Raw genomic sequence first — 12,588 nt, 5'->3', positions numbered from 1 at the left:
CAGCAAATACGAACGGAGACGCGAAAGGACGCGACCCGTCACGGATCAACCGAATGGTTCTCAAGGATTGGCCGCCCCGGGACCGTCCACACAGACGCGTGTCCGGTGCTCCCTGCCGAGCGACTAGACAACACTACGCCGATCGGTGGGCAGGTGCAAACGCGTCGGTACGGACCACCCAGTCGCAGACCGACCGGGCCGTCTCCACGTATGCGGCGTTGGGCTGGTCGTTGGTGTCGATCCGGTGGCGCGCGGTGGAGGGGTCCTGGCCGCCGGCGGTGTGGCGGGCGAGAAGGCGGGTGTCCCGGGCGGTGCGGTCCGCGTCGACGTACCAGAGCTCGCGCAGCAGGGCCCGGGCGTTCGTCCACGGGGTGACGGGGGACGCGAGGTAGTTGCCTTCGGTCACGACCAGGCGGGTGCAGGGGCGGATCAGGTGGCGGGCGGCGACGGGTTCGTCCAGCGTGCGGTCGAAGTCGGGGGCGTAGATGTCGCGGAAGCGATCGGCGGCGACGCGCTGTACGAGGGCGAGGTAGCCGAGGGCGTCGAAGGTCTCGGGGGCGCCCTTGCGGGAGCGCAGGTCGAGGCGGTCGAGCTGGGCATTGGAGAGGTGGAAGCCGTCCAGCGGGAGGTAGGCGGCGGTGTCGGGGCCCTCGTGGCGGTTGATCTCGTCGATCAGCAGGCGGGCGAGGGTGGACTTTCCGGCTGCGGGTGGTCCGGCCAGGCCGAGGAGTACTCGGCCGGTTCCGCTGCCGGGGCCGTGGAGCAGACCGAGCGCGCGGACCACTGCCGCCGCCGTGGGGTCCGAAGTCCGCTCCTCGGCCGGTGCGGTGGTGAAGGTGCCTGCGGCGGGAATGCCTTCGACGTGCATGGCCCGCAACCCTACGCATCAACAGCGGCGATGAGAACGGGCGCGTCGAGTGTGAGCGTGGCGGCGTCGGCGTCCAGCGTGGCGGGTACTCCGAGCGGGACGGTGATGGAGGACGGTCCGTGGCCGAAGCCGAGCTCCCAGACCACCGGGATTCCGAGGTCGCCGAAGTGGTCGAGCATCACGGCGCGTACGCCGTCGGGCGGTCCGCAGAGGTCCCAGGAGCCGAGGACCACGCCTGCCACTCCGCCCAGGGCTCCGCTGCGTCGCAGCTGGGTGAGGATGCGGTCGAGTTGGTAGGGCTGCTCGTTGGTGTCTTCCAGGATGAGCAGGCCGCCCGCGAAGGACGGGCGGGCGCCCGGGGTGCCGCGGTCGGCGGCGAGCAGCGAGGCGCAGCCGCCCATCAGGACGCCGTGGGCGCGGCCGGGTACGAGGGTCTCGGCGGCGGGTCCGGTGAGGACGGTGGTGGCGGCGGGTTCGAACAGGGTGCGGCGGAGGTGTTCGGCGGTCGGAGCGTCGGTGCTGAAGACGCCGACACCGGGCATCGGGCCGTAAAGGGTGGGAACACCGAGCTGCTGCGCGACGGCCTCGTGCAGGACGGTGATGTCGCTGAACCCGATCAGGGGTTTGGGTGGGACGGCGCGCATCGCGTCCCAGTCGAGGAGGTCGACCATCCGGTGGACCCCGAAGCCGCCGCGCACGCAGAGAACGGCGGCAATGTCGGGGTCGAGCCAAGCGGCTTGCAGGTCGGCGGCGCGGTGGGCGTCGGTGCCGGCGAGGTGCGGCAGGGTGGGGTGGGTGTCGTGGACGTGCGGGAGGACGACCACTTCCAGGCCCCAGGAGCGGACGATGTCCGACCCGATGGCGAGCCGGTCGGGGTCGACGACCGCACCGCTGGGGGCGACGAGGGCGATGCGGTCACCTGGGCGGAGCGGGCGCAGCGGCATCAGGAGCCTCCTTCGGGTGTGGGGCGCCGGTGGGCGCGGGGCTCGGGGCACGGGGCACGGCGCGTGGGCCGGCGGGTGGTCTGCCTGCTGACGGTATCCCCCGGTCGTGAACTCTCCACCCTGGTGCGGTTACTGCCGATCCACTGGGGCGCGGCCCCGGCGGGCGTGGTGTGCGGGCCGTTCCCGGTGGACGGCCCGCACACCGACCGCGAGGCGGGTCAGAAGGTGCCCATCGCGGTGCGGACTTCGGTGAGGGTGCGGTCGGCGATGGCGTTGGCCTGGGCGTTGCCGGTGTGCAGGACTTCGCGCAGCAGGGCGCGGTCGCCGGCCAGCTCGGCGCGACGGGTGCGCAGGGGGCGGAGGTGTTCGTTGACCGCCTCGGTAGCGGTGCGCTTGAGCCGGACGGCGCCGCCGGAACCGATCTCCTCGGCGACGGCGTGCGGGTCGCGGTCCTGGCAGAGGGCGATCAGCAGCACCAGGTTGGAGACGCCGGGACGGGTCTCGGGGTCGTAGCTGATGTGCCGGTCGTTGTCGGTGACCGCGCCGCGCAGCAGGCGGGCGGTCTCGTCCTCGTCGGCGCCGAGAGTGATGGCGTTGCCCCGGCTCTTGCTCATCTTGCCTGCGTCGGTGCCGAGAAGCAGCGGGGCCTCGGACAGCAGCGCCTGCGGCTCGGGGAACAGCGGGGTGTAGCGGTCGTTGAAGCGGCGGGCGATGGTGCGGGTGGTTTCCAGGTGCGGCAGTTGATCCTGACCGACCGGGACCAGGTCCGCCTTGCAGAACAACAGGTCGGCGGCCTGGTGGACGGGGTACGTGAACATCAGTCCGCTGACGGCGGCCTGCCGGGAGTGGGCGATCTCGTCCTTGACGGTGGGGTTGCGGGAGAGTTCGGCGACGCTGATCAGACTGAGGAAGGGCAGCATCAGCTGGTTGAGGGCGGGGACGGCGCTGTGGGTGAAGATCGTGGTCCGGTCCGGATCGACCCCGGCGGCCAGGTAGTCGAGGACCAGGTTCTCGGCGTGCTCGGCGATCCGGTCGGCCCGATCCCGATCGGTGATCACCTGGTAGTCGGCGATCACGATCATCAACTCCAGCCCCTGGGACTGGAGTTGGACCCTATTGCGAAGCGTGCCGAAGTAGTGGCCGAGGTGCAGCGGCCCGGTCGGGCGGTCGCCGGTCAGGATGCGGCGGTGGCCTTCGGCGGTGGGGGCGATCAGTGGGTTCGCGGTGCCGGGCTTGGTGTCCGCGATGGCGGTCATGGCGGTCATGACGGGGACGGCGGTCATGGCGGGAGTTCTCCTCGGTTGCGGTTTTGACCGCCCGCCGGGTGGGCCCGTTTCCGTCGGAGATGATCGCGCCGGGGCCGCCCGTACGGACGGCCCTGGAGTCATGCAAGGGGATCGGCCGTCCTAGGACGGCCACCAACGCAGGCATGACGTAAGAGACATGCGCTCACCCTAACGCGGCGCGACGGCCGGCGAGCAGATTTCCGGCAGGACGGGAGGGAACCGCCAGGCTGTGCAGACACGTCCCTTGGCCCGGCGCGCACTGGTGGTGCAGGATCGGGCGAGCCGAATATCGGAGGGTTGCAGCCATGACCTCGCTCGACCAGAACGCGCCGAACCGGCCGGACGCGGATGCCAACCGCGCTGCGGCGAGCGCGAATTCGGCGGGCCCCGGTTCGGGATACGGCTCGGCACCGTCCGGGTCGGACCCGGGCGGATGCGCGGACACCGACGCGGACGGTCACAGAATGCCGGACGGCCACGACGGGGCTCGCACAGGGCTGCCGACGGTTCCCGGACCTGCGCGGGAGGCCGGTGGTCTCGGGGCGGCGGGCACGGAGGGTTTGGTCGCGGGTGAGGCTATGGGCACTCCTGGGTCTGTCGGCTGGTCGTCGGGGGTCTGGGGCGGAGGCGTGGTGGCGGGGCGGGTGCGGCCACCACGGCGGCCGACGCCTTCGCGGCGGCTGAGACAGGTGCGGGCCGTTCCGCCCACGTCGGCGCCGTTCGGCGACGCGGTGGTGGACGGGCCGGGCGCCTCCTCGATGGAGAGCGTGCCGGTTGCCCCGGTGGGTGTGCCGATGGGCGTGCTGATCGGCGGGTCGCCCGGGCTGCTCGACAGTGCCGGCCCCGGCGTGGCCCAGGTCGCGGAGCGCCGGGTGTCCGCCCAGTTGCTGCGGTTCGGCTCCGGGACCTGCCAGGTGGTGCTGCCGGAGTGGCGGTCGGCCATCGCGGTGTCGGTTCCCACCGAGCAGTTGCAGCGCTCGACCGGGATGAGCCCGGAGGAGTTGCGGTCCGCCCTCCTGTCGGTGGTGATCAACCCGGAGGCGGTGCACGACCGTGAACTGGGGCTGCGCGACTGGCAGGCCGAGGTCCCGGCGGCTCGTGGACGCCGGAGGGGTCGGCGCCAGGTCCGCTGATCGGGCTCGATCGGCGTCAGCTGGGTGCGGGTGCGGATGCGATGCTTCGGGGGCGACTCCTCTCCACGGGCTGCCGGAGTTCGGTGCGGCCGAGGTGTTGCGGCTCGCAAGCCATTCGGTCAGCTGCTGTGGGTCGTGGTGGTGTTGGGCACGTAGCCGAGATGAACGGGAACGATCGGACCGGGTTCCGCGGTACGGAGTCCGGCGAGCAGGGCCGACAGGTTCGGTGGCCAGAGCGGATCGGCGTCCGGCGCCGCCAGCTCGGAGGGCGTCCACCAACGCCACCCGAGGATGCCGTCGGCGCGGTGGACCGCCGCCACATCTCCGGGCTCACGTCGCGGGCCGCGAGTCAGGAATATGTGTTCGTGCTGGCGGACGGGTGTGCCGTGCCAGGTGAAGTCGTGCTCCCACGTGCAGAGGAGTTCACCGGGCCGGAGGTCGGTCCAGCCGGTTTCCTCGCGCAGCTCGCGGAGCGCTCCTTCGGCGGGCGTTTCGTCTGCCTCCAGGCCACCGCCCGGAGCGTTCCAGTGCACCCCGATTTCGGAGTTGTCCGATCGGAACAGGAACACCTCACCCTCCGGCGAGAGCACCACCGTTCGCGCCGCTCGACGGGGTAGCCGTTCGCCCTTGGGCTTCTGACGTCCTGTGATCCATCGCACACGGAAAGCCTGTCAGCGCAACTGACGGACTGTCGATCGAATTTTCGGCCACGGCGGCGGGCGCTGCACCAGCGCGTGGAGCAGAGTGCCTGGTCAACGCCGGGTCAAGGAGGGCGCCTCAACCGATCGGTGGACCTAATCTGAGCCCCATGGCCGACCCCATCGTCATCCTTCCCTCGGACCCGCTCCTGCCGCGTCGGACGGACCCGCACTTCGCCTGGGAGGCCGGGCTGATCCGGGCCGCCGGCGGCAGTTCGGCGTTGCTCAACCACGACGCCCTGTTGGCCGGGGACGCCGAGGCCGCCGTCCGACGCGTTCCCGCCGGTTCGGGACCGCTCTGGTACCGGGGCTGGATGATTCCCGTCGCCCGGTACGCCGAGCTGGCCGACGTCCTCGCCGACCGCGGCTGCGCGCTGCTGACCGGGCCGGACGAGTACGCCACCGCGCATGAACTGCCCGGCTGGTACCGGACTTTCGAGCCCGTCACACCCGCCAGCACCTGGCTGCCCGGCACCTCCTGGGACCGTCCCGCCCTCGCCTCGGCTGCTTCCGCCCTCGGCGGGCGCGGCCCCGCGATCGTGAAGGACTACGTCAAGTCCCGTAAGCACGAATGGCACGAGGCCTGTTACGTGCCAGAGTTGGCCGATCTTGGTGCTCTGGCGAGCGTGGCGGCGCGGTTCGCCGAGTTGCAGGGCGAGTTCCTCGCTGGCGGGTTGGTGCTTCGCCGCTTCGAATCCTTCGCGCGGACGGCAGACGGCCGCTCGGAGGAGGCGCGGGTCTGGTGGCTGGACGGTGAGCCGGTGTTGATCGGGCCGCACCCCGACTGCCCGGCGAGCCGGGTCGAGCCCGACCTGTCCGCCGTCCGCCCGCTGGTACGGGAGTTGGGGTGCCGCTTCGTCACCACCGACCTGGCGCGACGGGCCGTGGGCAGCAGGGACGTCGCCGAGGAGAACACAGGCGGCCGGGACGGTGCCGATGGCGGATGGCGGGTGGTGGAGGTCGGGGACGGTCAGGTCAGCGAGCTGCCGTCCGGGGTGGATGCCACAGTGCTGTTCCGGGCTCTGCTGGGTGCCGCGGAGTCTGCGCGGGCCTGAGGAGGCCGGCTTCGGTTCCGGACGGTTCCCCGGGCCTGGCGGTGTGCCGGGCCCGGGGCCTGTCCGGGGTGATCAGCCGGGTACCGGGGCGGGGTGTCCCTCCGCGATGAAGGCGTTCCACAGCTTGGCGTAAGTACCGTCGCGGTCGAGCAGTTCGGCGTGGGTACCGTCCTCCACTATTCGCCCGTGGTCGAGGACGACGATCCGGTCAGCGCGTTCGGCGGTGGTGAGCCGGTGGGCGATGACCAGGGTGGTGCGTCCGCCACTGAGCTGGTCGGCAGCGTTGTTGACGGCTGCTTCGGTGGCAAGGTCGAGGGCGGCGGTGGCCTCGTCGAGAAGCAGGATGTCGGGGTTGACCAGCTCGGCCCGGGCGAGGGCGATGAGCTGGCGCTGACCGGCTGAAAGGTTTCGGCCGCGGGCGGCGACGGTGTGCTGGTAGCCCCCGGCGAGCCGGGTGATCATGTCGTGCGCTCCGACCGCCTTGGCCGCGGCTTCGACTTCGGCGTCACTCGCCCCGGGGCGGCCGTAGGCGATGGCGTCGCGGACCGTCCCGGCGAACAGGTAAGCCTCCTGCGGGACAACGCCGAGCCGGTGCCGGTAGCCCTCCAGATCGTAGGCGGTCAGGTCGGTGCCATCGACCCGAACGGTGCCGGCGGTGGCGTCGTAGAACCGGGCGACCAGTTTGACCAGGGTGGACTTGCCCGCGCCGGTCTCGCCCACCAACGCGACGGTCTGGCCGGCGGGTATGTGCAGGTCGATCCCGGTGAGCACCTCGGCGTTGCCCTCGCCCCCGCCGTTGTAGGCGAAGCTGACATTCTCGAAGGCGATCTCACCGCGCAGTGCCCCGACCGGAACAGGCTGTTCGGCCTGGGGCGTGCTGGTGGGGGTGCGCAGCAGTTCGCGGATCCGGCCGAGGCCGACGGCGGCCTGCTGGTAGCCGTCGAAGATCTGCGAGAGCTGGTTGACCGGGGCGAAGAACAGGTCGATGTACAGCAGGTACGCGACCAGGGCGCCGATGGTCAGAGTGCCGTCGTCGACCCGGGAAGCGCCCGCGATCAGGACCAGGGCGGAAGCAACGCTGGACAGGAACTGCACGAACGGGAAGTACAGCGAGATGTACAGCTGGGCCTTGGCCCGGGCGTGCCGGTAGGCGAGGCCGCGCTCGACGAACCGGTCGATGTTGGCGTCCTGGCGGCGGAACGCCTGGACGATCCGCATGCCGGCGACGTTCTCCTGCAGATCGGCGTTCACGGTGCTGATCAGATCGCGGGAGATCTGGTACTGCTGGGCGGACTTCTTGCGGAACACCAGGGTGGCGATGATCAGCGGCGGCAGCACCGCAAGAACGACCAGCGCGAGGCCCGGGTCGATCACGACAAGGGCCACGAAGATGCCGAAGAAGGTGAACACGCTGACCACGGCGGTGACCACGCCGGTCTGCAGGAACGAAGAGATGGAGTCCACGTCCGTCGTCATGCGGGTCATGATCCGGCCGGTCAACTCGCGCTCGTAGTAGTCGAGGCCGAGCCGGTTGAGGTGGGCGAAGATCTTCAGCCGCAACGTGTAGAGGACGCGTTCGCCGGTCCGCCCGGAGACCTTGCTCTCGGTGGCCTGCACCAGCCAGTCGAGCAGGACGACGGCGAGCGCCAGCAGGGCGGCGACCGCGACGCCGCCGATGGCGGCCTTGCTGACACCGTCGTCGATGCCGTGGCGGATCAGCACCGGCAGGGCCAGGCCGGCGGCGGTGTCCAGCGCGACCAGCAGCAGCGCGAGCAGCAGGGGACGGCGGAACGGGGCGAGCAGCCGGGCCAGGTTGAACCTGGGGTCAGCGGCCTCGGCCTGCTCGACCGGGAGGTCGGGGGTGTCGGTCGCGGGTGGCAGGGCGGCGACCTTGGCGAGCAGCTCGGCGTCGACGGCGGGCTTCGCGGCGACCGCCTGGGTGTTCGCGTTCGGTGCGGGTTCCGCGTCCTGCACGGACTCGGTGGCAGGGGCGGCCAGTGCGTCCGGGTCGGTGATCAGCGACCGGTAGCGCGGACAGCGGGAGGTGAGCTCCTCGTGGGTACCGATGTCGATCAGCCGGCCGGCTTCCAGGACGGCGATGCGGTCGGCGAGTTGCAGAGTGGAGCGGCGGTGCGCGATCAGCAGGGTGGTGCGCCCCGCCATCACACTGTTCAACGCATCGTGGATCTCCGCCTCGATCTGCGGATCGACCGCGGAGGTGGCGTCGTCGAGCAGCAGGATGCGCGGGTCGGTGAGCACGGCACGGGCCAGGGCGATGCGCTGACGCTGGCCGCCGGAGAGGGTGAGGCCCTGCTCGCCGACCTTGGTGTCGTAGCCCTCGGGGAGCTCCTGGATGAAACCGTCGGCCTGGGCGATCCGGGCGGCGGCGAGGATCTGTTCCTCAGTGGTCTCGGGGTGGCCGTAGGCGATGTTGGTGCGGACCGTCTCGGAGAACAGGAAGCTCTCCTCGGGCACGATGCCGATGGCAGCGCGCACCGAATCGAGGGTGGCTTCGCGCACGTCCTGCCCGAACAGTCGGACGGTGCCTGAGGTGGGGTCGTAGAAGCGGGGCACCAGTTGGGCAACGGTCGACTTGCCGGAGCCGGACGCGCCGACCAGGGCCAGGGTCTCCCCCGGCGCGATCCGCAGGCTGAGGCCGTCCAGCACCGGAACGCCCTCGGGGACGCTGCCCGGCTCAGGGTGTTCCTCGGCCCGGTAGTGGAAGCCGACCCGGTCGAGCTCCAACGCGGGTGTGCCGACCGGGGCCACGTCCGGGTCGAGGGGCCGGGCGTCCGGGGTCTCGGCGACCAGCGGGCGCTGGTCGATCAGCTGCAGGACTCGTTCGACACCGGCACGGGTCTGCTGGGCGACGGTGATCACCACCGCAAGCATCCGGACCGGGCCGGTCATCTGTGCCAGGTAGGTGGAGAAGGCGACGAAGGTGCCGAGGGTGACATCGCCCTGGACAGCCAGCCAGCCGCCAATGGCGAGCACCGCAACCTGCCCGAGTGCGGGGACCGCCTGCATGGCCGGGGTATAGCGGGCGTTCAACCGGATCGACCGGAGCCGGGCCGCGAACAGCTCCCGCGAGACCCGCTCCAGCTTGCCGCGCTCCTGGGCCTCCTGGCCGAAGCCCTTGACGACCCGGACGCCGCCGACCGCGGCATCCACCACGCCGGCGACCTCGGCGGCCTGCTGCTGGGCGGCCCAGGTGGCGGGGAAGAGGCGCTTGCGGCTGAGTGTGGACAGCCACCACAGGGCCGGGACCATCACCAGCGCGATCAAGGTGAGCGGCAACGACAGCCAGAGCATGACCACCATCGACATGCCGAACATCAGGGCGTAGCCCGTCATCATCGGAATCATCGAGAGCAGGCCGTTGACCAGTTGCAGATCAGAAGTGGCGCGGCCGACCACCTGGCCAGTGTCCAGCCGGTCCTGGCGGTGCCCGTCGAACCTGGTCAGCGAACGGAACAGGTCGGCGCGCATGTCGTGCTGGACGTCCAGCGCGAGCTGCCCACCGTAGTAACGCCGGACCTGCGTGCACAGGAACACCGCGGCGGCCGCGACCAGCAGCAGTACCGCCCAGGGCATGAGCGGGCGGCGGTGCGTGGTGATCACGTCGTCGATGATCAGCTTGGTGATGAGCGGGACGATCGCGGTGATCGCCATACCGGCGAGCGACGCCCCGAAGGACAGCAACAGGTTGCGACGGTAGCGCCAGCAGTAGCCACCGAGCCGGCGGAGCCAGCCTTGCTCTGGGAAACCATGAGTCTCGGGCATATTTAGTGATGCTAACCATTCGGCCGATTGAGCGTCCATCGGATTCGACGGGCGCATAGGAGGCTGAACGACCCGGGGCCGCGCTTCCTTCCCGTCTACAGACTGCCCACGGCACGCGGGGGTGCGCCTCCAACGATCGGCTTCTTTCGGGTCGTCCGATCGTCCTAGGCGGGGGTGCAGCCAGCTTCAGCCCGAGCATCGGGCTTGCCTGAAACCTGCAGGTCAGGCGGCCGAACTCGACTCAACAATCGCTGCGGAGGCCGCCACGAACGCACCCTGGGCCAGCGCGCGCAGCAGCGCCGCCATCGCTTCCCGGGTCAGGCCGGTCCGCTCGGCGGCGAGGTCCGCGGGAGTGGCCTGCGGCGCAGCGCTGTGCGGGGTGGAGTTCAGCAGACCGAAGACCGCGTGCACGGCGGCACGGGCGGTCGGTTCCGCCTCGGCGACGGCCAGCGCGGCGAAGGCCTCGCGCACCACGGTGACCCACAGCTCGACGTACCCGCGCTGCAGCCGGCGGACCCGGCGGCGGTCCTCCTCCTTGAGGTGGAGCAGTTCACGGTCGTGCAGGATGATCAGGTCGCGGTCGTCCAGCGCGAAGTCGATGTGACCGTCGATCAGGGAGTCCAGCGCGGCCTGCGGCCCGGCGGCCGCGCCGACCCGGCGGCGGCCCTCCTCCAGCAGGCGCTCACTGATGCCGACCAGGAGGTCGGCGAGCATCGCGTCCTTGCCGGCGAAGTGCCGGTACAGGCCAGGTCCGCTGATGCCGACCGCCTTGCCGATCTCGTCCACGCCGACGCCGAGGAAACCGCGGGCGGCGAACAGCCTGGCGGCCTCCTTCCGGATCTGGTCACGGCGTGGGAGCGCAGGGGCGGCGGGGCGGTTGGGCATGCTGCCCATCGTAGACAGTCGGGTTATCGCTGGTTAACCTGACGGCAGAGTTAACGCTCATTAACACGGGCTGGCCGGCTCGCCCTTCGGCCTGCCCGGATCCGAATCCGAGGGCAAGGGAGCTCGTGGGATGGTCCCCTCTTCGGCACCGACCTCATCGTGGTCTCCGGCTTCGCCGCGAAACGCTGCCGCATCGACGCCGCCGGTACCGCTGTTCGGCGCGGCCGCCGCACCAGCGCCCCGACTGGAGAGCGCGGTCGATCCGGCATCACCCGCCGGACTCGCCAACGCGCAGGCCCACCGGGAGCTGGTCGCCGAGCTGCGCGACAAGCTCGCGGCGGCGGCGCTCGGCGGCGGCGAGAAGGCACGCGCCAAGCACACCGCCCGCGGCAAGCTGCTGCCTCGAGACCGGGTGGACACCCTGCTCGACCCCGGCTCGCCCTTCCTGGAGCTGGCCCCACTGGCGGCCGACGGCCTGTACGACGGAGCCGCCCCCGCCGCCGGTGTCGTGGCCGGCATCGGCCGGGTCGCCGGGCGCGAGGTCCTGGTGGTGGCGAACGACGCCACGGTCAAGGGCGGCACCTACTACCCGATGACGGTGAAGAAGCACCTGCGCGCGCAGGAGGTGGCCCTGGAGAACAGGCTGCCCTGCGTCTACCTGGTGGACTCGGGCGGGGCCTTCCTGCCGATGCAGGACGAGGTGTTCCCCGACCGCGACCACTTCGGCCGGATCTTCTACAACCAGGCGCGCCTGTCCGCCGCCGGGATCCCGCAGATCGCGGCGGTGCTCGGCTCGTGCACCGCGGGCGGCGCCTACGTTCCCGCGATGAGCGACCAGGCAGTGATCGTCCGCAACCAGGGCACCATCTTCCTCGGCGGCCCGCCGCTGGTGAAGGCCGCCACCGGAGAGGTGGTGACCGCCGAAGAACTCGGCGGCGGCGACCTGCACTCGCGGACCTCCGGCGTGACGGACCACCTGGCCGAGGACGACGCGCACGCGCTCTCCATCGTCCGCACCATCGTGGCCGGGCTGGGCCCGCGCCCCGCAAAGCCCTGGCCGCTCGCCCCGGTCGAGCCGCCCGTGGTCGACCCGGCCGGCCTCTACGGCGCGGTGCCGGTGGACCCGCGCACCCCTTATGACGTACGCGAGGTGATCGCCCGGCTGGTCGACGGCAGCCGCTTCGCCGAATTCAAGGCGGAGTACGGCACCACCCTGGTGACGGGGTTCGCCCACATTCATGGGCACCCGGTCGGCATCGTCGCCAACAACGGTGTGCTGTTCGCCGAGTCCGCGCTCAAGGGCGCACATTTCATCGAGTTGTGCGACCAGCGGGGCATCCCCCTCCTCTTCCTGCAGAACATCACCGGCTTCATGGTGGGTCGCCAGTACGAGGCCGGAGGCATCGCCAAGCACGGCGCCAAGATGGTCACCGCGGTGGCCTGCACCCGGGTACCGAAGCTGACCGTGGTGATCGGCGGTTCGTACGGCGCGGGCAACTATTCGATGTGCGGCCGGGCCTACTCACCTCGCTTCCTGTGGATGTGGCCGAACGCGAAGATCTCCGTGATGGGTGGGGAGCAGGCGGCCTCCGTCCTCGCCACCGTCCGACGCGACCAGTTCGAGGCCCGGGGCGAGGACTGGTCGGCCGAGGCCGAGGACGAGTTCAAGCGCCCGGTCCGCGAGCAGTACGAGCGGCAGGGCAACGCCTACTACGCCACCGCACGGCTGTGGGACGACGGCGTGATCGATCCCATGCAGACCCGTACCGTGCTCGGTCTGGCGCTCACCGCCTGCGCCAACGCCCCGCTCGCCGAACCCCGCCCGTTCGGGGTCTTCCGAATGTGACGCCCCGCCGGAGGGCCGAGCCACGGACCGGTCACCACTTCTGATGCATCGTCAATTCGCTCACCCGTTCTTCTCGTAACGGAGGCACAC

At 70.9% G+C, this 12,588-nt stretch carries 9 protein-coding genes; 3 read left to right on the top strand and 6 right to left on the bottom strand.

Annotated features, from left to right (window positions below; translation table 11 throughout):
• Positions 1–133: 133 nt before the first annotated feature.
• From ACZ6R9_RS25545 to trpS, 3 genes are all read right to left on the bottom strand, one after another.
• Positions 134–868: a nucleoside/nucleotide kinase family protein gene (locus tag ACZ6R9_RS25545; RefSeq protein WP_465540542.1), complete on the bottom strand. Its 735-nt coding sequence runs from the start codon at positions 866–868 to the stop codon at positions 134–136.
• An 11-nt stretch (positions 869–879) separates the two neighbouring features.
• Entirely contained in the window at positions 880–1,812 is a 933-nt protein-coding gene (locus ACZ6R9_RS25540) for a S66 peptidase family protein (RefSeq protein ID WP_465540540.1), read from the bottom strand.
• 218 nt (positions 1,813–2,030) lie between these two features.
• Positions 2,031–3,095, bottom strand: a complete 1,065-nt coding sequence (gene trpS, locus ACZ6R9_RS25535; RefSeq protein ID WP_380483783.1) for a tryptophan--tRNA ligase — start codon at positions 3,093–3,095, stop codon at positions 2,031–2,033.
• A 692-nt stretch (positions 3,096–3,787) separates the two neighbouring features.
• Between trpS and ACZ6R9_RS25530 the strand changes: the two genes are divergently transcribed.
• Positions 3,788–4,231, top strand: coding sequence for a hypothetical protein (locus tag ACZ6R9_RS25530; RefSeq protein ID WP_465540538.1), 444 nt, complete (start codon positions 3,788–3,790; stop codon positions 4,229–4,231).
• 119 nt (positions 4,232–4,350) lie between these two features.
• On the opposite strand, the gene ACZ6R9_RS25525 is transcribed toward ACZ6R9_RS25530, so the two are convergent.
• Positions 4,351–4,800 (bottom strand): NUDIX hydrolase, encoded by a 450-nt coding sequence (locus ACZ6R9_RS25525; RefSeq protein WP_465540536.1) that lies wholly within the window; start codon positions 4,798–4,800, stop codon positions 4,351–4,353.
• A gap of 239 nt (positions 4,801–5,039) precedes the next feature.
• Between ACZ6R9_RS25525 and ACZ6R9_RS25520 the strand changes: the two genes are divergently transcribed.
• Positions 5,040–5,984 (top strand): ATP-grasp domain-containing protein, encoded by a 945-nt coding sequence (locus tag ACZ6R9_RS25520; protein WP_465540534.1) that lies wholly within the window; start codon positions 5,040–5,042, stop codon positions 5,982–5,984.
• A 72-nt stretch (positions 5,985–6,056) separates the two neighbouring features.
• Here the strand turns inward: ACZ6R9_RS25520 and ACZ6R9_RS25515 are convergent, their stop codons facing one another.
• Both ACZ6R9_RS25515 and ACZ6R9_RS25510 read right to left on the bottom strand, forming a co-directional pair.
• Positions 6,057–9,767: an ABC transporter ATP-binding protein gene (locus tag ACZ6R9_RS25515; RefSeq protein ID WP_465540533.1), complete on the bottom strand. Its 3,711-nt coding sequence runs from the start codon at positions 9,765–9,767 to the stop codon at positions 6,057–6,059.
• A 222-nt stretch (positions 9,768–9,989) separates the two neighbouring features.
• Positions 9,990–10,652, bottom strand: coding sequence for an SACE_7040 family transcriptional regulator (locus ACZ6R9_RS25510; RefSeq protein ID WP_465540531.1), 663 nt, complete (start codon positions 10,650–10,652; stop codon positions 9,990–9,992).
• Positions 10,653–10,782: 130 nt separating this feature from the next.
• On the opposite strand from ACZ6R9_RS25510, the gene ACZ6R9_RS25505 reads away from it, so the two are divergent.
• Positions 10,783–12,498, top strand: coding sequence for a carboxyl transferase domain-containing protein (locus ACZ6R9_RS25505; RefSeq protein ID WP_465540529.1), 1,716 nt, complete (start codon positions 10,783–10,785; stop codon positions 12,496–12,498).
• The last annotated feature ends 90 nt before the right edge of the window (positions 12,499–12,588 follow it).

This window comes from Kitasatospora sp. NPDC048662, from assembly GCF_055587065.1.
The sequence above is the reverse complement of the archived record's forward strand: the minus strand, read 5'-3'. Positions and strand labels throughout refer to the sequence as shown.